Consider the following 22,990-nt stretch of genomic DNA (forward strand, 5'->3'; position numbering starts at 1 on the left):
CTTACCCGAGACCCCCGCCAGTCATGCACGGAGCAGTTATGCGGCGCGCCACAGCGTGACGAACGCCGACGCCTCGCTGAACGCCCACGGCCGCAGCCGCTCCCGGTCGCGCGCCGACAAGGTGAACTCCTTCGCCCGGCGCACGTCCACGACCAGCGCCTCCCCGCCCGGAAGCAGATCCGGCATGCCCTCGGTGAGCAGCCACAACGCGAGCTGCGCGGCATCCCGGGTGAGCGGCTCCTCCTTGAAGTACAGCCAGGTGGCGAACCGGCGGCCGTTCGACTTCCGCAGCCCCAGCTGCGGGCTGACGCCGATCTCCAGCTCGCCGAGCGCGAACCTCGCCCGCCCGACCTCGATCAGCTTCGGATCGCGCCTGCCGAGGTAGCGCAGCCAGCCCTCGGCGATGGCGGCGTAATGCGGACGCGTGCGCTCGTCGGCGTTGTTGACCAGCGCGCGCATGGCCACCTCGTCCTGCCGCGCCGCCCGGCCCGCCCGGACCGCGTTCGCCGCGCGCCGGTAGTAGTTGAACGCCGCCCGGGCCGGGTCCTCGTACAACCGGCGCTGCCTGCGGACGAACGAGGAGCGCGACGGGCCCTTGCTGGCGCTGTACCCGACGAACGTGGGCAGCGTGACGTATGCCGACTGAGAACTGGTCATGGGCGGCCGCCTTCCGGTGGATGGTTTCCCCAGTACCCGGCCAATTTTAGAACATATGTACGACAGTTTTTGCCGCTTAACGGGTGACCGGCGGCCACGGACCCGCCAGTACCGCGCGCGCCTGCTGCAGAACCTGTTGCTCGCAGTAGCTGACCGGCGTGACGTCGGTCGGAATCCAGGTCGCGAGCATCGCCAGCCACTGACGCAGCTCGGCGAGCGCGGCCGGGTGGCCGAGCCGTCCGTCGAGGGCTTTGACGCTCTTCGCGGCCTCCGCGAGCCGGACGTCGCCGCGCACCATCTCGCCGAGATGGTCGCCGAGCAGCTGCCATTGGGCCGCGGTGGCGTCGGCCGGCAGTTCGATGCCCAGCTCCTCGACCACGTGCGAGAACGCGTCGGAAACCGCCTGGTGGTTCCGGTGGTCGAGAGCGGCCAGTCCGGGAAGGGAGGGCGCGTCGAGACCCGCGCCGACGGCCCGCGCCCCGGCCTCGACGAGTTCGGCAGCGGTGATGTCGAGACCGGCGAGCCGATCCACGGCAAGGGCGGCGAGCGCACCGCGCGCGGAGGACATGCTCCCGATCGTAGGAGACGTCGCGTTTTCCCGGCGGACGCGCGAAGCGGGTGCCTGATCTGGGCAGATCTGGGCTGATCTTGTGCACCTGAGCCCCACGGAGCCGGGGCGCGTGGAACACTGTCGCCCGAACCGGTGACAGGGGGTTGCGTGATGAGCTGGCAGGAAGAGCTCCGGCGCTTGGACGCGGAGTTGGCCGCCGGCCGCCTCGGCCACGCCGAACACCGCCGCCAGCGCGACGAACTGCTCGCCGAGGCGTCGGGCGGCGGGGCGGCTTCGCCAGTGGCGTCGCCGTTGCGGCAGGACGCGCCTTCGGCCAGCGAGTCACCCACCTGGAGCACACCGGCCGCCCAGGCGACTGCACCGCCTGCCGAATCGGACAGCCAGCCAGCAGCGGAGCCGAGCGCCTCCGCCGACAGCAGCGCGAGCACTACGCAGGTCGTGGCGACCATGGCGGAGCAGGACCCGACGACCACGCTCCGGCTGGACACCACCCCGCCCGGAGGCACCGTGGCACCGGAGCAGCCCGCTGCCAACCCGGCCGCACCCTTCTTCTCGCCACCGCAGACCCCGGCAACGCCGCCGCCCGCTCCGCCAAGCCAGGCGACCCCGCCCCCGCCGCACCAGCCGCAGCCGCAGATGCCCGCGCAGCCGGGAACCTGGCCGGGCGTCGCTCCCGTGCAGTGGCACACCCCTGGCCCGCAGCAGCAACCGAGCCAGCAGCAACAGCCGAGCCAGCCGGTCGTCGGATGGGCCAGCACCAACCCGGCGATGCCCGCGCCGGAACCGCCCGCGGTCGAATCGTTCCTGAACTCCGGGGCCGCGGTCCCGTCGGCGGAAAAGCCCCAGCCCGCCTTCCCGCACACCCCGGGCACCCCGTTCTCCACCGACCGGCAGACCACCGCGCCGAGCCCCGCCGACGACCGGCCCACCGCGGTCTTCGGCGCGATCCCGGCGAACGGCAGCCAGCCGGAGCCGCGCCGGCTCTGGGAGGACGACGCCAAACCTCGCCGAGGGAAGCCGACCTGGCTGTTCCTCTCGCTGGCCGTGCTCGTGGTGCTGGCGCTGGTCGTCGGCGGCATCTGGTTCCTCGGCAACAGGAACGACCCGAACGACACCGCCACCCCGCCGCCGGCCACCTCGTCCGCGCCGAACACCCAGCCGGCCTCGCTCGAGGACAAGCTGCCCACATTGGCGGGCACGCCGAACCCGGAGAACTCGACCATGGCTCTGGACAAGGCGGTCCAGGCCAAGGCCGTCTCCGACGCCGACGCGAACCTCATGCGCGCGGCGGGCGCAGACCAGCTCGTCTACCACGCCTACGCCGGCACCGACGGCGGCACGACGCTCATCGCCGTCCCGGCGCCGTCCAAGGCGCAGGCCGGTCAGCTCGTCCAGGGACTGCGGCAGAACCTCGTCACCGGCGGGTTCGACAGCAGCCCGCTCGGCCCGGCGGCCACCGACCTGCTCTACACCGGGAGCAGCCCGGCCGGACGCGTCATGGCCTTCTGGTACACCTCCGGCGGCGTGTCGGTCGGCATCGGCGTGTCGGGCCCGGTCGGCCAGGATCCGGCGGCGCTGCGGTCGCGGATGGAAGAGATCCGCGCGAAGGTCGCGGCCGCGCTGCCCGCCGGCTGAACGCACCCGGCGCCCAAGGCGACCCGCCAGGTCACGCGGGGTCGCACCCGTGCACAATGTCCACGTCGTCACACACAATCGGGTAGCGACGACGCATTGACCGTCGCCATGCCGACAGATAAGGGGGGCCCTGGTGTCCTGGCAGGAGGAGCTGCGCCGGCTGGACGAGGAGCTCGCGTCAGGGCGACTCTCCGCGGACGACTATCGCATCCGGCGTGATCAGGTGCTGTCCTCGGCTGTCGGCCAGCAGGACCAGCCCGCACCGCCGCCGCAGAGCCAGAGCGCGGACTCGACCCAGGTGATCGCCCCGGTCAGCCCGCCCGGCGGCGTCCCCCAGCAGCAGCCGCAGGCCCCGCAGCAGCCGCCCGCGGACGGCGGTGCCGAGCGCACCCAGGTCGTGCAGTCGTGGCAGACCCAGCAGCCGCCCGCGGACGCCGGTCCCGAGCGCACCCAGGTCGTGCAGCCGCAGCAGCACCAGCCGCAGGCGCACTACTCCCCGCCCGGCGGTTTCCCGCAGGGCACGGCCTCGCCGCCCGGGGGCTTCCCGCAGCAGCAGCCGTGGAACGCGGCCGAGAGCGACCAGACCCCGCCGTGGGGCGGCGGCGATCTTCCGCCGCTCGGCCCGTCCGGGGGCGATTCCGAATGGGTCCGCCAGGGTCCGGAGTACTTCAGCGACAAGCCGAAGAAGGGCAACGGCAAGAAGATCGGCGCGATCGTCGGCGCCGTCATCGTGCTGGCCGGCATCGCGTTCGGCGCGTACTGGCTGTGGGGCCGCGACAGCGGAGGCGGCGGCACCGAGCAGACCAGTGCCCAGCACCAGCCAGGTCCGTCGTCGGCGCCGAAGCCGCCGGACCCGCTCGGCGTCGCGACCATGCCGGGCAAGGCCGAGACGCACGACGACATCACGTCGTTCTCGCAGGTCGACACCCTGAAGTACCTCAACCCGCAGGAACTGAGCGCCTACCAGGCGGCGGGCGCGTCCAAGGTCAAGTTCGTCGTGTACCACCTCGAAGACGGCAACCTGATCACGCTCTTCCTCGCCCAGGCCAGCAGCCCGACCGCGGCGAAGACCGCGGCCGAGAAGCTGATGGAGGTCCAGACCACGAACGGGGCCAAGCGCGACACCACCGCCCCGAACGGCGTGTACGCGACCTCGATCGACGCGAAGGAAGGCCAGTCGGCCCAGTCGCGCGGGCACTACGCGCACGGGAACGTGGTCGTCCGCGTCGAGGTGTCCGGCAAGGCACAGACGGCCACCGACTTCACCACCGCGCTGAACCAGCAGCTCACGGTGCTGACCGCCGATGCCTGAGCCCGGGACCACCGCCTGCACGATCGTCGCTCGCAACTATGTGCCGGCCGCGCGCGTGCTGGCCCGCTCCTACCTGGAGCACCATCCGGGCGGCCGCTTCGTCATCGCGGTCATCGACGCCCCGCGCGATCAGTCGGACCGGGCCGGCGACGGACTCACCGTCGTCGGCCCGGCCGCGTTCGGCATCGACGAGGACGACTACCTGCGGATGGCGACCGCGTACTCGGTCACCGAACTCGCCACGTCGGTCAAGCCGTACCTGCTGCGCGAGCTGCTGAAAGAGTCCGAGGCCGCGATCTACCTCGACCCGGACATCGAGCTGTTCGCGCCGATCCCCGAGGTCGCCGAGCTGGCCCGCGAGCACGACATCGTGCTCGCGCCGCACTTTCTGACCCCGTTGCCGCAGGACGGCATGGAGCCGGACGACGCGGTGATCATGGGCACCGGCATGTTCAACCTCGGCTTCATCGGCGTCGGCCGCGGTGCCGGGCCGTTCCTCGACTTCTGGGCGGGCAGGCTGCGCCACGACGCGATCGTCGCGCCCGAGCAGCAGCTGTTCACCGACCAGCGCTGGGTCGACCAGGTGCCGTCGCTGTTCCGGCACCACGTGGTCACCGATCCCGGGTTCGACGTCGCGTACTGGAACCTCCACGAGCGGCCGATCGGCCGCGACAAGGACGGCGCGCTGACCGCGGGCGGTGCGAAGCTGCGGTTCTTCCACTTCAGCGGGTATCGGCCGGAGAAGCCGTGGCTGCTCAGCTTCCACTGCGCGCGCAAGCCGCGCGTGCTGCTGTCGCACAGCGACGACCTTCGCGCCATCTGCGATTCGTACGGCACGAAGCTGCGCGAAGCGGGGTACGCCGAGTCGCTCGACTCGATTCCCTACGGCTTCAAGGACTTCCAGGACGGCACGCCGGTGCCGAAGCTCGCGCGGCGCGTTTTCCGCGAGGGCTGGATCAAGTCCGAGCGCAAGAAGAAACCCGCGCCGCCGCACGCCTACGCCGAGGACGGCGGGCTCGCGCTGCGCGAATGGCTCGCCACCCCGGAGGACCAGGGCCAGGCCGCGGCCGGGCTGAACCGGCTGACGCACGCGATCTGGGCGTCGCGGATCGACCTGCAGATGGCGTTCCCGCATCCCTACGGCGACGACGCCGACAGTTTCCGGCACTGGTGCGCCGGGTCCGGCGTCTCCGAGGCGGGGCTGCCGGAGTGGGCGCTGCCCTCCGATCCGGTCGCCACCCGTGCCCCGCACGACGAGTTCGGCGTGAACCTGCTCGGCTATCTGACCGCTGAGCTGGGGCTCGGCGAGATGGGCCGGATCGTGCTCGAAGCGATCGAGACCGGCGGCGTGCCGGTGGCCACGGTGCTGGAGGAGAAGGCGGTCTCGAACCGCACCGGCATCGAGCGGCCGGCGACGGTCGGCGACCCGCGGTTCCCGGTCAGCGTGTTCGCGGTGAACGCGGACCAGACGCGCACGATCCTGACCAACCACCCCGAGGTCGGCGCGGGCCGCTATCGGATCGGGCTGTGGGCGTGGGAACTCGAAGACTTCCCGCAGTGGCAGCACGAAGCGTTCGGGATGCTCGACGAGGTCTGGACGGTCAGCGACTTCTGCCGCCGCGCGTTCGCCGAGCATTCGCCGATCCCGGTCAAAACGATCCCGGTGCCGGTGCGCGATCCGGGCGAGCCGTCTCCGCCCGCGCGGGACAACGGCGAGCCGGTTCGGTTCCTGTTCGCGTTCGACTTCAACAGCGTCGCGGAGCGCAAAAACCCTTGGGGCGCTGTCGTCGCGTTCCAGCGGGCGTTCCCGGGCCGCGAGGACGTCCGGCTCACCGTCAAGGCGATCAACTCGAAGCTGCACCCGCAGGCCGCCGAACGGCTGCGCGCGGTGGTCCGCGGCGACGACCGGATCGAACTGATCGAGCGCTACCTCAGCGTCGCCGAGCTGCACGAGCTGTACGAGACCAGCACCGCTTACGTTTCGCTGCACCGCAGCGAGGGCTTCGGGCTCACTGTCGCCGAGGCGATGGCCCGGGCGATGCCGGTGGTCTCGACGGATTACTCCAGCACCACCGAATTCCTCGACGCGTCCACCGGCTGGCCGATTCCGTACCGGCTGGTGCCGGTCGGCGACGGCAACTACCCGTACCACGCGGACGCGGTCTGGGCGGAGCCCGATCTGGACGCCGCCGCGGCCGCGATGGTGCAGATCGCCGACGAGCCGGCCGAGGCGACCGCCCGTGGCAAGCGTGCGCGGGAGGTCATCCTGCGCGAGCGGTCGATGACCGCCGCGGCCGAGTGGATGCGGCGCGAACTGGAGCAGGCGCACGCGATATGGCAGGAGCGGCAGCGCGTCGCGACACCGCCGCCGGAGCACCCGCTGAGCCCGCTGCAGCAGGCCACCGAGGCATTGCGCTGGCGGCCGGAAGCGGACACGCCGTCGCGGCTGCCGCTCGCGCCCGCCCTGCGCAAGGCCGTGCTGCGCGCGATCGACCACTACGACGTGCACCAGCGCAACGTGATGGGCGCGCTGCTCGCCGCCACCGAGGACAGCAACCGGCGGTTGCTGGACCGGATCGAAGGCCTGGAACGCAACATCGACGAATCGCGCCGGGCCGCGCTGTCCACGCGCGCCCTCGGCGAACGGCTCGAAGCGTTGCGCGGCACGGTCAACGAGTTGCGCCGGCAGGCTCCGGAGACGGACCTGGCGCTGCGCAATCTCGAAGCGGACGTGGCGAAGCTGGCCGAGGGCTACGACGGTGTCGGCGCGGAGGTGGAAGCTGCCGCGGGAACCGTGCACAAGATGTTCGCGCGCCGCGACGAACGGCTCGACGCCGACGAGAAGGCCATCCAGCGGGTGACCCTCGACGTCAGCGCGATGCGGGACGCGGCGCGGCTCCGGCACGCTCCGGTGCCGCGCGGGGCGGACGTCGTCCAGTGCGACGTCGGCGCACTGCTGATGCCGGTCGACGAGGTCATGCTGCCGTGGATCCTGTTCCACCGGTCCTGGGAGGACAGCGAAGCCGAGCTGATGGCGTCGCTGGCGGACGGCGCGTTCCTCGACATCGGCGCGCACGTCGGCTACCACACGCTGCGGCTGCTTCGGGCCACGCCGGAAGTGACCAGGGTGATCGCGGTGGAGGCCGACCCGGTCAATGCCGCGTACCTGCGCCGCAACGTCGAGGCCAACCTGCCCGCCGCGGCGGGCGAGCTGGTCACCGTGGTCGAGTCGGCCGCGTGGGACGAGCCGGGCACCGTGCATCTCGCGCAGGCGACCCCGGGCAACAGCGGCGACAACCGCGTCACCATGGACGGTTCCGGCGTCGAGGTCCCCGCGGTCCGGCTGGACTCCGTGCCCGAGGTGACCGAGCAGCGGATCAGCCTGGTGAAGGTCGATCTGCAGGGCCGCGACCACCGAGCGCTGGCGGGACTGGCCGAGGTGCTGCGCCGCGACCGGCCGCACGTGGTGTGCGAGTTCGACCCGGGCGCGATCACGGAGCTGGGTGACGACCCGGCCGCCGTGCTCGCCGGGTACCGCTCGCTCGGCTACACGCCGAAGGTGGTCACCGACGACGGTCCGTCCGACCAGGGGCTAGAAGATTCGGCGATCATCGCCGCGGCGAAGGCGGACGAGAAGGAATTCGTCACGCTGTGGCTGGCGCCCTGACCTGATCGCGCACGTGGTGTCTCAGGGCGCCACGTGCGCGATGGTCAGCAGGAACGCGCCATACCAGGCACTTCCGACAGTGAGCACCGGCAGCAGCACCGCCAGCACCCGGTTCGGCAGCTTCGCCAGCATGAGCGCGACCGGCACGGTCAGCACGAACGCCGGCAGCAGGAAACGCGCGCGGGACTGGAAGAAGTTCGACGAGCACAGCGCGATCACGACGGTGAGCGTGCCGTAGATCTGCCACGGCAACGGCAGCTTCGTCGCCCAGGTCCAGAACTGCAGTACCACCGCGGCGAGCACGACGAGCGCGGTCACGGTGATCCAGCTGGCGTCGTCCGAGGTGAGGCCTTCGCGGACCTGGGTCCAGGTGAAGACGCCGAAATCGAAGTGCATCTGCCAGGCGTTCTGCAGCCAGAACCAGCCGTCCGGGCGACCGGTCTGGATCCAGACATAGCCGAGATAGCCCAGCAGGCCGAGCGGCGCGAGCAGTCCGCCGATCCACGGCCGCCAGCCGTCGCGCCGCTGGAAAACCGCGATCAGCGCGGCGAGGGCGACCGCGGCGACCAACGCACCGGAACTCGCCCTGGTCAGCCCGGCCAGCACCGCGAACCCGCCCGCGACCAGCCATTCTCGGCGCGCGAGCAGCACGAACGTCCAGGCCACGAGCGCCATCAGCAGCGATTCCGAATACACCAGATGCAGTGCCGTCGAACCCGGCCCGATCGACCACAGCACGGCGACCAGCAGGCCCACGCGCGGTCCGGCCAGGTCGCGGCCCAGCACGAACAGGCCCCACGCCGCCGCGCATCCGGCCAGCAGCGAGATCGTCATCCCGGCCGCCAACGGCGGAATCCCGACCAGGGTCAGCAACGCCACCGTCGCCGGGTACAGCGGGAAGAACACCAGGCTGTTCTCGACCGGCAGCCCGTCGGTGCCGAGCGTGATCGGCTGGTCGTAGCCGTGCTGCGCGACCGAGAGGAACCAGTTGGCGTCGAAGTTGTCGATGAACCGGCCCGGCGACACGTCGGCCTTCCAGCTCATCATCCACAGCACGCCGAAGGCGACGATCTGGAACAGCAGGTAAAGGCTGATCGCCGGAGCGGCTTGACGGAAAGCGGTCGGCGAACGCTCGACGGCACCGTCGAGACTGGACTGCTGCACGCTCCCCGAACTCCTGAACTACCTAGCGTGAAACCGGACGAATTCCTGCCTGATCGTACCTGGCGACCGCATAATCCGAGGCCAGAACGGGTTTTGTGACTAATCCCCTGCTTACCGCCAATTGCGGGGAGTACGTCCGGGCCGGGTGCGGGAAGCGGTAGCCTGCACGAGGTTGTCGGTAGCGGAAGACGGGGGTGAGCACGCTGGCCGAGCCGAATTCCGCTGCCTTGGCCGAGCCGTCGTCCGCGCCTGCGAAGAAGACCCGGATCGTCTTCATCGACATCGGCCGCGGCCTCGGCGCGCTGCTGGTCTTCTACAGCCACATCGCCCATCCATGGGTTATCGCGAAGAACGACAAAGCCCCGTACGTCGACTTCATCGAGGCGCTCACGAGCGGTCCGATGCACATGTCGAAGCAGGGCATCGGGCAGATCGCGGTGCCGTTCTTCTTCCTGGTCAGCGGTTTCGTGGTGACGCCGATCGCGCTGCGCCAGGGTACCGGCCGGTTCGCGCTTAACCGGTTCATCCGGGTGTACGCGCCGATGCTGTTCGTGGTGGCGCTGACCGCGTTCCTGCTGCTGGTGAACCTGCACCCGCCCTCGACCGGGCAGGCGCAGACGCTGAACCCGCTCACCGTCTTCACCAACACCACGCTGGTCAACTACCTGATCTTCCCGCAGGTCGTGCTGGTGCCGGTGGCCTGGACGATGATCGTCGAGGTCATCTTCTACCTGCTGCTGATGGCGGTGCTGCCGCTGTTGCGCCGGTGGGTGTGGCTCGGGATCGCGGTCGAGCTGACGTTCGTCTTCGTGGTGATGATGAGCCGGTCGCAGTTCGGACCGTCGTGGTCTCTGTTCGCGGTGAACGTCTCGTACTTGCCCGCAATGCTGATCGGCCAGGTCATCTGGGCGACGACCAAGAAGCAGATCCCGCTGTGGACCGGCGCGCTGTACGGCGGCTGCGCGTGGTCGCTGTACGTGCTGGCGGACGTGATCGACGTCGGCCGCGTGGACAGCTCGTACAACCTCGCGCTGGCGTTCGCCGTCGCCTGCTTCCTGATGGGCATGTTCGCCGAGGACCGGCTGAAGCAGCGCAAGATCTGGACCATGCTGTCCGAGCGCAGCTATTCGATCTACCTGCTGCACATGCTGGTCACGTTCGTGCTGCTGCAGTTGCTTCGCCCGGCGGTGCCGCTGCCGATCGCACTGCTGGTCGTGATCCCGGCGGTGTTCGGGGTGGTCGAGTTGAGCTACCGGTTCGTGGAACGGCCGAGCCACTCGCTGGCCCGGCGGTTGTCGCACCGGCCGAAGCCGCCTTCGCCCGCGCCGGAAACGCCCGAACCGCCGGTCGAAACGCCGGGGGAAACCACTCAGCTCGTCAACGACGCCGAAGTGACCGCCGAGATCCCGAGGATTCCCGCCGAACCACTGCCGCCGCGGCGTCCGGCGCCCCGGCCGCGTCCGGTGCAGAACGGGCGGCTGCCGAGGGATGGCGCTCCGCCGCCGACTGACACTCCGCGCGCGATGCCGCCTCGCGCGAACGGGGGCGCGCACCGGGCGCGTCCCGTCGAATCTGCCGTCGACCGCACCGCCGAACCGCCGGTGCGCCGCGCGATGCCGCCGCGCCGGCGTCCGTCAGCTCCGCCGGAGCTGCGCTACCAGCCGGACCAGGAAAACCAGGCCCAGCGCGGCGACCAGGACGATCTCCCACGCCACCGGAACTCCTTCCGCCACACCCCTCGCTGAGGAGTGATGCTCTGCCGGTAAGGCGTGCGAGGGTGGGACGACGTTCACCGACACGGCGTAACTCACACTCTCGGCTTAGCTCATCCGTGCGAGACCTCGCGAGTGGCAATCGCGGTCAAAACCGGGATTGCCGCTCACGAGCGGCGCGGGGTGACCAGGCCGGATTCGTACGCGAGCACCACCAGCTGCGCCCGGTCGCGAGCGCCGATCTTGGTCATCACGCGGCTGACGTGCGTTCGCGCGGTCGCCGTGGAGATCACCAGGTGGGCGGCGATTTCGTCGTTCGACAATCCGCCCGCGACCAGCGCCAGCACCTCGCGTTCGCGTTCGGTCACCTCCCGCACGGCCGAGGTGTCGATCCGCCGGTGCTCCGGCCGTCCGACGATCTCGGCGATCAACCGGCGCGTGACGGTCGGCGCGAGCAGCGCCTCCCCCGCCGCGACGACGCGCAGCGCGTGCAGCAATTCGACCGGTTCGGTGTCCTTCAGCAGGAAACCGCTGGCCCCGGCGCGGAGTGCCTCGTAGACGTATTCGTCGACATCGAAAGTGGTCAGGACCAGCACTTTCACCCCGGAGAGGTCGGGGTGCGAGGTGATCTGGCGGGTCGCCTCAAGACCGTCGGTGCCGGGCATCCGGATGTCCATCACCACGATGTCGGGCCGATGCTCGACCGCCTGTGCGACGGCCTGCTCGCCGTCGCTCGCCTCGCCCGCCACCTCGAAGCCGTCCTCGGTATCCAGCAGCAGCCGGAATCCGGCGCGGACCAGGGCCTGGTCGTCGGCCAGTACGACGCGGATGGTCATTTCTCCCCCTCCACGGGCAGTTCCGCCCGCACCTGGAAACCCTGCCCGGCGACACTCGCCTCGACGCTGCCGCCAAGCGCGGTCGCGCGTTCCCGCATGCCGCGCAGACCATGCCCTGGCGTCGGCTGGACGGTGCCGCGGCCGTCGTCGCGCACGATCAGGACCAGCGTGCCCGGCTTCCGCTCGAAGCGGACCTCGACGCGCTGTGCGCCGTCGGCATGCCGGACGACGTTGGTGAGGGACTCCTGAAGGATCCGATACGCCGCGCCGCCCACCGGAGCGGGCAGGTCACCGGCGTCGCCGTGCAGTTCGACTGCCAGCCCAGCGGCGCGCGCGTGGTCGAGCAGCTCGTCGACCTGCGCGAGGCTCGGCGCGGGCGCGCGGTTCTCGCCGGAACGGAGCACGGCGAGCGTCGCGCGGAGGTCGTTGAGCGCGGACGCGCTGGCTGCCTTGATGTTGAGCAGCGCCTCTTTCGCCTGCTCCGGCCGCCGGTCCGCGACATGCGCCGCGACGCCCGCTTGGACGTTGATCATCGCGAGGCTGTGTGCGACGACGTCGTGCACCTCGCGGGCGATCCGGAGCCGTTCCTGCTCGGCCATCCGGTGCCGATGCTCATCGGCCTGCTCGCGCCGGGCGGCAACGGCGGCGAACTGGAACCGGACTGCTGTCGCGATGCCGATCACCGCGGCCATCCAGACCACGGCGAACAATGCCCAGGCACTGACCGCAAACGTTTGCGCGATGATGATGTGGACTACATACGCCCCCACAAGCACCGCCGCGCCGGTGCTTGCGGCAACCACCGGGCCCTTCCGCCGGGTGAGGACGAACAGCGCGATCGTGGGGACGATGATCACCGGCCCGCCGGGCTCCGGCGACAGGTAGTACGCGTAGGCCGAGGCCGCGGCGAGCACGAAGAGCGGCAGTGGGTGCCGGTGGACGAGCAGCAAGGTGAGCACGGTCGCGGCCAGCCAGGCGGCACCGAGCGAACTCAGCGGATGCGGGGCGTGCTGCCAGCGGCCGGACGCGCTGGAGCCGCCGAGCACGAAGGCGAGCACCACGAAGGTCCGGAACACCCGCCCGAACCACGGGTTCCGCGCACGCCACCAGTAGTGCATGGTGCGAAAGCTACCGGGGAAGGCGGGCGGGCGCGTCGGTCGTGAAGCGCGGGATCGGACTACGCGCGGCGCGGTATGCCGAGAACTCTCACCCAGCTCCGGCCACCAGGCAAACGGAGACGGTGATGGGCGAAGTAATGGCCGGGACGAGCATGCCGTTGGACTGGTTCGCGGCGAGACCGGGCGAATCGGGGTTCGATCTGCTCTTCGGCTGGCTGGGCAGCAGTACCGAGGAGGTGCCGGCCGCGCAGCTGGGACGCGCGCTGCGCATGTCGCGGGCCAGCGCGAAGGTCGCGCGCGCAACTGGAGTCGACCGGGGCGCTGCTCGGTCGGACGGCGGCTGTTCGACCTGACCTCGGGCTGGGGCGCGACGCATCCGTTCGGCGGTCCGGTGGTCGTGGTGCCGCACGAGCCGGCTGCGGGATGGGAGGACTCGCCGTGCTGCTCGACCCGGTGCGGATCGGCCCGCCCCGAAATCACCCCTGGCGGGAGCGTGACCCACCTGGGCTACAGCGTCTTGGGCACGAACTTCCGCAGTTTCTCCAGCGTCTCGGTGTTCGCCGGGGTGTAGACCGACATCCGGATCTCCGAGCGACGGCCCGCGTAGAGGTAGGTGAAGTCGAAGGTGAGCAGGCCCGCTTCCGGATGCAGGTAACGCTTGCTCTTGGCCTGCTCGGTGTTCACGTCGTGGCGCTCCCACAGCTCCGCGAAGCACGGCGATTCCGCTTTGAGCCGTTTGACCAGCGACTTCCAGCCGGGTTCGGCCATGTGCTCGGCCATCGCGGCGCGGAAGGACGAGACCATCCGCGGCACGTTCTGCTCCCAGTCGACCATCCGCTCTTTCCACCGCGGATTGAGCAGGCACTGGACGAGCGTGTTGCGTTCCTCGTACGGGATCGCGTCGACGCCGCCCATCAGCCAGTCGTAGCCGGCGTTGTGGCCGAGCACGTCGAAGCGCGCGTTGCGGACCGCGACCGGGAACGGCTCCAGCTGGACCATCATGTCGTACATCGACGTGGTGATCGCGGAGCAGTTCTTCTTCCCCGTCACCGGCTCCGGCGCACCGGCGAGCGTGAACAGGTGCACGTGCTCGTGCGGGTCGAGCCGGAGCGTGCGGGAGATCGCGCTGAGCACCTGCTCGGACGCGTTGATGTCGCGGCCCTGTTCGAGCCACGTGTACCAGGTGACCCCCACCCCGGCGAGCTGCGCGACCTCCTCGCGGCGCAGCCCCGGCGTGCGCCTGCGGCCGCCGAGGGGCAGGCCGACCTGCTCGGGCGTGATCCGGCCGCGCCGGTTGCGGAGGAACTCTCCCAGCTCGGTCCGGCGCAGGCGGTCTTCGATGCCAGTGGTCACGAATACCAGGTAAGCACAGCGTCGACCCTGTTACCAGGTAGTCCCAGTACCAGGATAAAAGCACACCTGGTACCAGGGTTTGCCGCGGCGGAACGTGGTACTCATGACGACTACCACCACCGCCCCGGCATCGGCCATCGCCGCCGTCGGGACGCCGGAGAGGACGGGCCTCTCGTCCGCCGGCTTGATCACCGTGCTGCTGGGGGCGGCACTGCCGATCATCGACTTCTTCATCGTCAACGTCGCCCTGCCCACGATCGATGCCGACCTGCACGCGTCCACCGCGACGCTCGAACTCGTCGTCGCGGGCTACGGCATCGCGTACGCGGTGCTGCTGGTGCTCGGCGGACGGCTCGGCGACACTTTCGGCCGCCGCAGGCTCTTCCTGCTCGGCCTCACGCTGTTCACGCTCACCTCGCTGGCCTGCGGCGTCGCCCCGGACGCCGCCACGCTGGTCATCGCCCGCATCGCACAGGGCGCGGCTTCGGCGCTGCTGCTGCCGCAGGTGCTGTCGATCATCCAGGCCGGCACGTCCGGCGAACGGCGCTCGCGTGCGATCGGCATGTTCGGCGCGACCGGCGGAATCGCCACCGTGATCGGGCAGCTGCTCGGCGGCGCGCTGGTCGCCGCCAATGTGTGGGACCTGAGCTGGCGGCCGATCTTCCTGGTCAACGTGCCGATCGGGATCGTCGGCCTGCTGCTCGCGCGACGGACAGTGCCAGACAGCCGGGCGAGCAACCCGCTCGGCGTCGACCGCTGGGGCACCGTGCTGCTGGCCGTCTCGCTGCTGTCGCTGCTGCTCCCGATCATGGAGGGCCGCGCGCTCGGCTGGCCGTGGTGGAGCATCGCGCTGCTGGTGGTCTTCCCGTTCGCGGCGTACGGCTTCGCCCGCACCGAGCGGAAGCTCGAAGCCGCGGGCGGCACCCCCCTGCTGCCGCCTGCCCTGCTGCGCACCGCGAGCGTGCGGCACGGCCTGACCGTCGCGGTGCCGTTCTTCTGCGCCTTCGGCTCGTTCATGTTCGTCTACGCGGTGACCCTGCAGAACGGCCTGCACCTCGGCCCGCTCGGCGCCGGGCTGGCGTTGACCCCGATGGCCGTCGCGTACTTCACGACCTCGCTGGTCAGCAGCCGCCTCGTCGCCCGGTTCGGCCGCAAGATCGTGCCGATCGGCGGGCTGATCCTCACCGTCGGGCTGCTCGTGCTCGCCGGAACCGCGCTGCTGGACTGGCCCGGCCTGTCGATCTGGCAGCTGGCCCCGGCGATGGTGCTGATCGGCGTCGGCAACGGGCTCGCGATGAGCACCCTGTTCCGCGTCGTGCTGTCCCGGGTACCCGCCGACCTGGCCGGCGTCGGCGGCGGCGTGCTGACCACGACCCAGCAGACGTCGCTGGCGCTGGGCGTCGCGGTGCTGGGCAGCCTGTTCGCCAGCCTGAGCGTGCCGGGCGCGATGGGCTACCAGGGCGCGTTCGTGCTGGTCATCGGGATTCTGGCGGCGCTGGCGCTGCTGGTGAGCGGGCTGGCTCGCGCACTTCCCGATCCGCGCTGAGAATGAGACCGACGGAAAACTCCGCTCCCGGACGACGATGGAGATGTGACGGAACCTCGGGTGCAGCCAGACCCGGCCTTCGCGCTGCTCGGCCTCTACGAGAAGGCCCTGCCGGAGGTCTATGGCTACCTGCTCGCGAGGTGCGGCGACCGCGTGCTGGCGGAGGAACTGACGTCGGAGACGTTCCTCGGCGCGGTCGCCGCTTGCCGCAAGGAGCACGTGCCGCCGGTGAGCACGCCCTGGTTGATCGGGGTGGCCCGGCACAAGCTGGCCGATCACTGGCGGCGCGCCGAACGGGAACAGCGCGGGCTGCGGCTCGTGCACGAAGCCGAATGCGACGTCGAGGATCCCTGGGACGAGCAGCTCGACGCCCTGCGCGCGCGGCAGGTGCTCGAAACGCTGTCGGTCTCGCATCGGGCGGTGCTCACCTTGCGGTATGTCGACGGTCTTCCGGTGCGCGACGTCGCCGCGTATCTCGGCCGGACCATCCACGCGACGGAGGCGTTGCTGACGCGGGCCAAAACCGCGTTCCGCCGCAGCTACCAGGAGGAGGGACGCGATGCCTGAACCGTTCGACGCGCTCGCACTGCCCTCGACTCCGGCCGAGCCCGATCCGGCCTTCGCCGAGCAGCTGCGGGACGACCTTCGCCGCCTGATCCTGAACGGAGCGGAGATGACCACTTCCGAGACCACGCCCCAGCAGGCCGAACTGGGTGCGCTGACGCCGTACCTGGTCGTAACCGATGCCCGGGCCGCGCTCGACTTCTATGTCGAAGTCTTCGGCGCGCGTCGCCGGTCCGAGCCGATCGTGATGGACGACGGCCGGATCGGGCACGCGGAACTCGCCATCGGCGGCAGCGTGTTGATGCTGGCCGAGGAGTTCCCGGAGATGGGCAACGTCGTCGCCCCCGCGGGCGGCGCGATGGTGCGCGTCGAGGTGCCCGATCCGCGGCGCTCAGTGCGACGGGCAGTGGAGCTGGGCGCGGACCAGCTGCGTCCGGTCGAGGACCACGGCTACGGACTGCACGGCACGATCAAGGACCCATACGGCCAGCGCTGGCTGGTCGCACAGGCCGCACCGCGCGCGGAGGCGGCCGAGGAGCGCACGTACCAGCACGGCGAGGCCGGGTACTTCACCTTCCAGGTGCCCGACGACGGCCGGGCCAAGGCGTTCTACGGCGCGGTGCTCGGCTGGCAGTTCAGCCAGGGCAGCCTGCCAACCGCGTGGGGCATCGAAGGCGACGGCCTGCCCGGCGGGCTGTGGGGCGGGTCGGAACTGCAGACCGGCTGGAAGCTGATGTTCGCCGTCGACGACCTCGAAGCCGCGCTCGGCCGGGTGCGCGAGGAGGGCGGCCGGGCGGGCGAGGCGGAGAACCAGCCGTACGGCCGAACGGCGGATTGTGCTGACGACCAGGGGATCGAGTTCTGGCTGTGGGAACAGCCACGCACGTGACCTCGGCCAAAACCCCGGCGGCAAACCGGCCGCCGGGGCGCACACTCAAGGGATGGCCGCGCACTGGACGCCCCGGGACGAAGCCGAGCTGACCGCCGGCTGGCAGCTGTGGCTCGCGCTGGGCTCGTGCGCCTGGCCGGGACCAGGCTGGGACGGCACACCCGCCGAAGCCGTGCGCGGTCTGGAACGATGCTTCACCACCTGCGACGAGATTCTCGCCGCGTACGACCGGCCGGATTCCGCGGTCGCCGGACTGGTGCGCTCGATGATCCTCGCCGCCAACTGGACGCTCGAACTCTGGCGTGACGACGCGGACCCGCTCGATTCCGAGCGCGCCGCGCTGTTGCACGCCGACCTCGCCGCGTTCTTCGACCACGCGGAGAGCGTCCGGACCTTGCTGGCCGCGGGCGGCGGGTGGGCCTCGCTTCCGCTGTGACCCGCCCGCCGTCTGTCTGCAAAGGACTTACCAGTGGGCAGGGCGTTTCCGCTCCGGCTCGTACGGCTGCGTGATGACCTCGATCCCGTTGCCGCCCGGATCAAGGAAATACACGCCGCGGCCGCCGTGGTTGTGGTTGATCTCGCCGGGGCCCTGCCCGCCCGGTCCGGCGTGGTAGTCGACCCCGGATTCCTTCAGGCGCAGGAAAAACGCGGCGAAGTCGTCTTCCGGAATGAGGAAGCAGTAGTGCTGGAGCCTGCGATCGGCGTCCGGCACGGTGGCGAAGTCGAGCCGTACGCCGTTGCTGGTTTCGACGGGGAGGAACGGGCCCCATTCCTCGCCGATCTCGAAACCGAGCAGGTGCGCGAAGAATTCGGCGGATTCCCGGTTGTCCCGGGACGGGACCATGAGGTGATTCAATTCAAGAGAGCCAGACACGAAGCAATGCCTCCACAAGGCATCCCCGCACCTCCATGCCTCACCCAGCCGGTGACCGACACGCGATGCCGCCGTCGAACATACCCCAGCCGCGGCCAATCTCCAATCAGGAAACCGGAACTCGCCGCCGGGCCGCGCGCGGACGGCCGACGCCCTGCCAGGACAATCCGGCGTCGAGAATCATCCGCGGGTCGAGCAGATTACGGGTGTCGACGACGTCGTCGCCTTCCATCGCGTCCGCGACCGCCACCCAGTCGAGAGTGCGGAACTCGGCCCATTCGGTAAGCACCACAACGACATCCGCGTCCTTGGCAACCTGATACGGATCGTCCACGACGGTCATCCCGGCGATGCCGCCGGACACCGCCGGATCGTAGGCGGTGATCTCCGCGCCGAGCGCACCCAGCACCGAAGACACTGCCAGCGCGGGAGAATCCCGCAGATCGTTCGTGCCCGCTTTGAACGCCAAGCCCAGTACGCCGATCCGCGCACCGGCCAGCGTTCCGCCGCAGGCGCCCGCGATCTTCGCCACGATCCGGTCGCGCTGGGCGATGTTCTCGTCGATCGCCGAGGTCAGCATCCGGAAGTCGTAGTCGACCGATTCGGCGACCTTGACGAGCGCGCTGGTGTCCTTGGGCAGGCACGAACCGCCCCAGCCCGGGCCGGGTTTGAGGAAGGTGCGGCCGATCCGCCGGTCGTAGCCCATGCCTTCGGTGACCAGGTCGATGTCCGCGCCGAGCCGTTCGCACAGTTCGGCGATTGAGTTCACATAGGACAGTTTGAGCGCGAGAAAGCAGTTCGCCGCGTACTTGACCAGTTCCGCGCTCGCCGCGTCGGCGACCACGACCGGGGCCGCGAGGTCGCCGTACAACTGCCCGACCCACGCTGCGGCCGCGGGCGAATCCGACCCGACCACGATCCGGTCCGGGTTCAGGAAGTCTCGCACCGCAGTGCCTTCGCGCAGAAACTCGGGGTTGGACACCACCGGCACGTCGTCGCGGCCGACCATCGCCTGGATCCGTTTCGCGGTGCCGACCGGCACCGTCGACTTCGTGATCAGCGCGCAACCGGCCGGCAACACGTCGCCGATCTCGGCGGTCACTGATTCCACCGCGCGCAAATCCGCGGACCCGCCCGCGCCCATCGGCGTCGGCACGCAGAGGAACACGCCCTCCGCGCCGCGAACGGCTTCCCGCGCGCCGACGACGAACGACAGCCGTCCGTTCGCCAGTCCGCGGGAAACCAGTTCGGCCAGTCCTGGTTCGAGGATGTCCACGCGACCGGCCGCCAGCCGGTTCACTTTCGCCACGTCCACGTCAACACAGGCGACGCGGTGCCCGAGGCTCGCGAGACAAGCCCCCGTGGTCAATCCGACGTATCCCGTCCCTACCACCACGATCCGAGCTGAGCTCATGACGCTGAAGGTGACAGCCGGAGTTGACCTCAGTGCTAACGGAAGCGGTCGCGGCCGAATACTCCTCGCGACGAGAAGCGGGTGAGGCGACACACTCCGGCGCACGTGCGAACGAGCGTTAACCTGGGCGCGGAGGTGCACCGCGGCACCGGAGAGCAGGAGGAAGGCTGAAGATGCAGATCACCGACACCGCAGCGCTCGTCACGGGTGGCGCGTCCGGGCTCGGCGGGGCGACCGCCAAGGCGCTGGCCGCGAAAGGCGCGCGGGTGTTCGCCCTCGACCTCGCGCCGTCGATCGAGAAGGCCGAGCAGGTCGACGGAATCACCTACGTCGAGGCCGACGTGACCGACCCGGACCAGGTGCAGGCCGCCGTCGACACCGCGGCCGGCTCGGGCGTGCCGCTGCGCACGGTGGTCAACTGCGCGGGCATCGGGCCGTCCGCGCGCATTCTGTCCAAGAAGGGCCGCCACGACCTCGGGCTGTACGCGAAGGTCATCCAGATCAACCTGATCGGCACCTTCAACGTGCTCACCGTCGCTTCCGAAGCGATCGCGAAGACCGAGCCGCTGGCCGACGACGCACGCGGCGTCATCATCAACACCGCGTCCGTCGCCGCGTTCGACGGCCAGATCGGACAGGTGGCGTACGCGTCGTCCAAGGGCGGCGTGGTCGGGATGACCCTGCCCGCCGCGCGCGACCTCGCCTCGCACGGCATCCGCGTGCTGACGATCGCCCCCGGCATCGTCGACACCCCGATGCTCGCCACCGTCAGCGACGAATTCCGCGCCGGGCTCGCCGCCGGAGTGCCGTTCCCGAAGCGGCTGGCGCGGCCGGACGAGTACGCGCAGCTCGCCCTGTCACTGATCGACCACGACTACCTCAACGGCGAGGTCGTCCGCATGGACGGCTCGCTGCGGATGGCCCCGCGCTGACCTGCTCGTGAGGGGCAATCCCGGCAAGAACCGGGATTGCCGCTCACGACACCTCACTCCCTGCGCAGCCGCACGTCGAGCCCGATCCCGTCCACCGTCACCTCACCCGTGCGGAACTTGCTCTCCGCGACCGTCGCGCTGAACTGCTCCGGCGTGTACGCCCGCCGCCGCAGCCCGCGCAGCGCCCGGACGGTGGTGAACGTGGCCACCGGACCGAGTTTCATCCGCGCGACCTCGGCGTCCAGCTCCGCGTCCGTCGTGCTCTTGCTGAGATCCTGGATCAGTGCGACGCCGCCCGGCCGCAGCACCCGGTGCATCTCGTCGAGCGCGTCCACCGGGTCGGCGAAGTTCTTGAACGCCGCCTGGCAGATCAGGAAGTCGAACGACCCGTCCGCGAACGGCATCGCCGCCACGTCACCGCGGCGGAACTCCGCCGAGACGCCCTGTTCCTGCGCGTGCTCCCTGGCCAGCTGGACAAACGTCCGGCTGACGTCCAGCCCGGTCACCGTGCACCGCCCGGTGCGCGCCAGCTCCACCGCGAAGAACCCTGGACCTGGCGCGACCTCGAGCACGTCCGCGCCCTCGGCCAGCTCCGAAGCCAGCATTTCGGCCGTTTCGCGATACTGCACAAGCTGCGGTTCGGTGCCGCGGCCACGCGCGTACGCCCGGGCGACCGGCCCCTCCATCTCCGGCAGCAGCTTCCTGCGATGGCGCTTTACCTGGGTGTTGCCCATGTGCTTTCTCCCTGTTCGGTTGAGACCGAACCGGTTGCCGCGGGGCCGGTATCCTTCTCGACGCAGCCTGAGGACAGGTTTCCGCACCCGCGGTTTCCAGTTCGACGGTTCCCGGTCCCGGCGGCGGTGTGCCAGCACCTCCTCCGGGACCTCTTTATTCGCCCTCGTTCCCGACGAAGGCGGCCATGTCCGGCAGCTCCCCGGTCTCCCGGTAGCGCCGCCATTCCTCGACCCCCGGTATCGCACCGGTGGCCAGCTCCTCGTACAGCCCGCGGACCCATTCGGCCTCCGCGCGCCACATCGCCAGTTGGTACTCCGCCTCGACGAGCACCAGCCGCGGCTGCTCGGTCCGCATCTTCGCCAGCACCTCGACGCGGTCTTCGATCATCCGCTCCAGCTCACCGACCCGGTGCCCCAGCTGCCGGGCGACCACCTCCGGTCCGAGCGCGAGCATCACCGACAGCCCGGTGTGAAACCGCGTCGGCTCCGGATCCGGCGCCCCGAGCAGCTCGGCGACCCAATCCTCCAGCTCGGCCTGGCCCGCCTCGGTGATCCGGTACACCGTCCGCTCCGGGCGAGCCCCCTCGCGCACGTTCTCGACCGCCTCGACGAAACCGTGCTTTTCCAGGTTGCCGACCACCGTGTAGAGCGAGCCCCACTTGATCTTCAGGTCGCCTTCCTTGCCGCGTTCCCGCAGGAGCGTGGCGACTTCGTACGGGTGCATCGGCCGCTCGCACAACGTGGACAGCACGGCGAGGCCCAGCATGTTGGACACCTTCCGCCGCTTCACGCGCGACCTCCTCGCAGGCGATTACTCGTCAGCGAGTATATGGGGAAGCATCCGGAGCGGCAACGCTGAAACCACGGAAGCTGAAAACCCCTCCGAGCCGGTGGCGGCCGCGGCCGCCGCCCCGGAAGAGTCATGGACTCCCCCTTCCGAGCGATCTTGCCCGTCCACACCGGCGGTCTGACCTGCTGGTTCTCCGACACCAGCGATCGCTGGAGAAAATCTCCCCTGCCTGGAGTAGACATTCAACCTCAGCGGAAGGTAGTGTTCTCTTCGTACGGAGAAAGACAACGTCAATCAGGCACGGGAGATGACGAACTGCCCGTGAAGTGCGACAGGTAAGGCAACCACGGTTGCGGAAAACCGCACTGGCCAATCCGGCAGTGCGAGGACGGTCAGGTGGCCGGGGCCGATTACCGACGGGGCCCCGGGCAGTGACCAGCGGCGTTACGCGTGCTGGGGCCGGTCAGTGGAAGGGTTCCAGCCGGTGACGTCCGAGGCAGTCGCAGTACCGAAAGTGAAACACCGCAAGAGGAAAACAACCGAAAGAAGGGAACGGGAACATCATTGGATCGCCCGCAGCGGCGGAGCAGTAGCGCGGCGCGGGTACCGCAGTCCCATCAGATTGGCAGGTGGTTCTCGGTTACGAATCAGCGATCTCCGCGCAACAGGTCCGGTGAACGGACTTCGCGGATACGAAATGCCGGTCTCACGGCCGGTTGACAATGATGAAACCCAACCCCGGGACCCCGGGTGCCTCCTGGCACCCGGGGTCCCTCGTGCTGTGGAGGTGGAATGATCCCTAGCCCACGCGATACCCCGTCTTCCGATCCAGGCGGGACCGACAAGTTCGACGACGACCAGTACCCCGCCTACACGATGGGCCGGGCCGCCGAGATGCTGGGCACCAGCCAGAACTTCCTGCGCAGCCTGGACGAGACCGGCCTGATCGAGCCGCAGCGCTCAGCGGGCGGACATCGCCGCTACTCCCGGGGGCAACTGCGCCTCGCCGCACGCGTCCGGGAACTGGTCGACCAGGGCACGGCGGTCGATGCCGCCTGCCGGATCGTCTCCCTCGAAGACCAGCTCCGCGAGTCCCAGCGCCAGAACACCGAACTGCGCTCCGCCGAATAGTCATCCGCCGGGTCCAGTGTGCTGACCGGACACCGCAGCACGCTCCCGGCGTATTCCGCGGCTCGCCTTCATGGCGGCCCGGCCCGCACGA

21 protein-coding genes are annotated in these 22,990 nt (G+C 70.0%); 11 read left to right on the plus strand and 10 right to left on the minus strand.

Going from position 1 to position 22,990, the window contains the following annotated elements; all coding sequences use genetic code 11:
* Positions 1-36 precede the first annotated feature (36 nt).
* Positions 37-657 (minus strand): hypothetical protein, encoded by a 621-nt coding sequence (locus BM362_RS03925; protein WP_093572220.1) that lies wholly within the window; start codon positions 655-657, stop codon positions 37-39.
* A 76-nt stretch (positions 658-733) separates the two neighbouring features.
* Positions 734-1,225: a hypothetical protein gene (locus tag BM362_RS03930; RefSeq protein ID WP_093572221.1), complete on the minus strand. Its 492-nt coding sequence runs from the start codon at positions 1,223-1,225 to the stop codon at positions 734-736.
* A 153-nt stretch (positions 1,226-1,378) separates the two neighbouring features.
* Between BM362_RS03930 and BM362_RS03935 the strand changes: the two genes are divergently transcribed.
* The 3 genes from BM362_RS03935 to BM362_RS03945 all read left to right on the plus strand — a co-directional run bounded on the left by BM362_RS03935 (position 1,379) and on the right by BM362_RS03945 (position 7,842).
* Positions 1,379-2,863, plus strand: a complete 1,485-nt coding sequence (locus BM362_RS03935; protein ID WP_093572222.1) for a hypothetical protein — start codon at positions 1,379-1,381, stop codon at positions 2,861-2,863.
* 133 nt (positions 2,864-2,996) lie between these two features.
* A complete protein-coding gene (locus BM362_RS03940; protein ID WP_067578502.1) occupies positions 2,997-4,175 on the plus strand; it encodes a flagellar basal body-associated FliL family protein in 1,179 nt (392 codons plus the stop codon).
* Positions 4,168-7,842, plus strand: coding sequence for an FkbM family methyltransferase (locus BM362_RS03945; protein ID WP_093572223.1), 3,675 nt, complete (start codon positions 4,168-4,170; stop codon positions 7,840-7,842). The genes BM362_RS03940 and BM362_RS03945 overlap by 8 nt, the downstream gene beginning before the upstream one ends.
* A gap of 21 nt (positions 7,843-7,863) precedes the next feature.
* On the opposite strand, the gene BM362_RS03950 is transcribed toward BM362_RS03945, so the two are convergent.
* Positions 7,864-9,006, minus strand: coding sequence for a hypothetical protein (locus tag BM362_RS03950; protein ID WP_093572224.1), 1,143 nt, complete (start codon positions 9,004-9,006; stop codon positions 7,864-7,866).
* A gap of 194 nt (positions 9,007-9,200) precedes the next feature.
* On the opposite strand from BM362_RS03950, the gene BM362_RS03955 reads away from it, so the two are divergent.
* Entirely contained in the window at positions 9,201-10,751 is a 1,551-nt protein-coding gene (locus BM362_RS03955; protein WP_093572225.1) for an acyltransferase family protein, read from the plus strand.
* A gap of 134 nt (positions 10,752-10,885) precedes the next feature.
* Here the strand turns inward: BM362_RS03955 and BM362_RS03960 are convergent, their stop codons facing one another.
* Together BM362_RS03960 and BM362_RS03965 are read right to left on the minus strand one after the other, a co-directional pair.
* Complete coding sequence (locus BM362_RS03960) at positions 10,886-11,554, minus strand: response regulator (RefSeq protein WP_067578495.1); 669 nt, start codon at positions 11,552-11,554, stop codon at positions 10,886-10,888.
* Positions 11,551-12,672: a sensor histidine kinase gene (locus BM362_RS03965; RefSeq protein WP_093572226.1), complete on the minus strand. Its 1,122-nt coding sequence runs from the start codon at positions 12,670-12,672 to the stop codon at positions 11,551-11,553. Before BM362_RS03965 ends, BM362_RS03960 begins: the two co-directional genes overlap by 4 nt.
* A 125-nt stretch (positions 12,673-12,797) precedes the next feature.
* On the opposite strand from BM362_RS03965, the gene BM362_RS47265 reads away from it, so the two are divergent.
* On the plus strand, positions 12,798-13,025 hold the full coding sequence (locus BM362_RS47265) for a hypothetical protein (protein WP_093572227.1): 228 nt from the start codon (positions 12,798-12,800) through the stop codon (positions 13,023-13,025).
* A 154-nt stretch (positions 13,026-13,179) separates the two neighbouring features.
* Here the strand turns inward: BM362_RS47265 and BM362_RS03975 are convergent, their stop codons facing one another.
* Positions 13,180-14,025: a helix-turn-helix transcriptional regulator gene (locus tag BM362_RS03975; RefSeq protein ID WP_067578491.1), complete on the minus strand. Its 846-nt coding sequence runs from the start codon at positions 14,023-14,025 to the stop codon at positions 13,180-13,182.
* Positions 14,026-14,128: 103 nt separating this feature from the next.
* Between BM362_RS03975 and BM362_RS03980 the strand changes: the two genes are divergently transcribed.
* From BM362_RS03980 to BM362_RS03995, 4 genes are read left to right on the plus strand one after another with little or no spacing between them, the layout of a single operon-like run.
* Positions 14,129-15,571: an MFS transporter gene (locus BM362_RS03980; protein ID WP_067578489.1), complete on the plus strand. Its 1,443-nt coding sequence runs from the start codon at positions 14,129-14,131 to the stop codon at positions 15,569-15,571.
* A gap of 45 nt (positions 15,572-15,616) precedes the next feature.
* Positions 15,617-16,138 carry an RNA polymerase sigma factor gene (locus BM362_RS03985; protein WP_067578487.1) on the plus strand — a complete coding sequence of 174 codons (522 nt, stop codon included), beginning with the start codon at positions 15,617-15,619 and terminating at the stop codon, positions 16,136-16,138.
* Positions 16,131-17,024: a VOC family protein gene (locus BM362_RS03990; protein ID WP_093572228.1), complete on the plus strand. Its 894-nt coding sequence runs from the start codon at positions 16,131-16,133 to the stop codon at positions 17,022-17,024. Before BM362_RS03985 ends, BM362_RS03990 begins: the two co-directional genes overlap by 8 nt.
* Before the next feature lie 52 nt (positions 17,025-17,076).
* Complete coding sequence (locus BM362_RS03995; protein ID WP_067578483.1) at positions 17,077-17,460, plus strand: hypothetical protein; 384 nt, start codon at positions 17,077-17,079, stop codon at positions 17,458-17,460.
* 27 nt (positions 17,461-17,487) lie between these two features.
* Here the strand turns inward: BM362_RS03995 and BM362_RS04000 are convergent, their stop codons facing one another.
* Together BM362_RS04000 and BM362_RS04005 are read right to left on the minus strand one after the other, a co-directional pair.
* A complete protein-coding gene (locus BM362_RS04000; RefSeq protein ID WP_093572229.1) occupies positions 17,488-17,868 on the minus strand; it encodes a VOC family protein in 381 nt (126 codons plus the stop codon).
* Positions 17,869-18,004: 136 nt separating this feature from the next.
* Entirely contained in the window at positions 18,005-19,312 is a 1,308-nt protein-coding gene (locus tag BM362_RS04005; protein WP_093572230.1) for a UDP-glucose dehydrogenase family protein, read from the minus strand.
* A gap of 173 nt (positions 19,313-19,485) precedes the next feature.
* Here BM362_RS04005 and BM362_RS04010 point away from each other — a divergent pair, with 173 nt between their 5' ends.
* A complete protein-coding gene (locus BM362_RS04010; protein ID WP_067578479.1) occupies positions 19,486-20,244 on the plus strand; it encodes an SDR family NAD(P)-dependent oxidoreductase in 759 nt (252 codons plus the stop codon).
* Positions 20,245-20,297: 53 nt separating this feature from the next.
* Here BM362_RS04010 and BM362_RS04015 read toward each other — a convergent pair whose 3' ends face one another.
* Positions 20,298-20,978 (minus strand): class I SAM-dependent methyltransferase, encoded by a 681-nt coding sequence (locus BM362_RS04015; RefSeq protein ID WP_067578477.1) that lies wholly within the window; start codon positions 20,976-20,978, stop codon positions 20,298-20,300.
* A gap of 154 nt (positions 20,979-21,132) precedes the next feature.
* Complete coding sequence (locus BM362_RS04020) at positions 21,133-21,768, minus strand: PadR family transcriptional regulator (protein ID WP_198545233.1); 636 nt, start codon at positions 21,766-21,768, stop codon at positions 21,133-21,135.
* A 792-nt stretch (positions 21,769-22,560) separates the two neighbouring features.
* Here BM362_RS04020 and BM362_RS04025 point away from each other — a divergent pair.
* Positions 22,561-22,899 carry a MerR family transcriptional regulator gene (locus BM362_RS04025; RefSeq protein WP_067578475.1) on the plus strand — a complete coding sequence of 113 codons (339 nt, stop codon included), beginning with the start codon at positions 22,561-22,563 and terminating at the stop codon, positions 22,897-22,899.
* Positions 22,900-22,990 lie beyond the last annotated feature (91 nt).

The sequence above is a fragment of the Amycolatopsis rubida genome (assembly GCF_900115345.1).
Classification (GTDB): domain Bacteria; phylum Actinomycetota; class Actinomycetes; order Mycobacteriales; family Pseudonocardiaceae; genus Amycolatopsis; species Amycolatopsis rubida.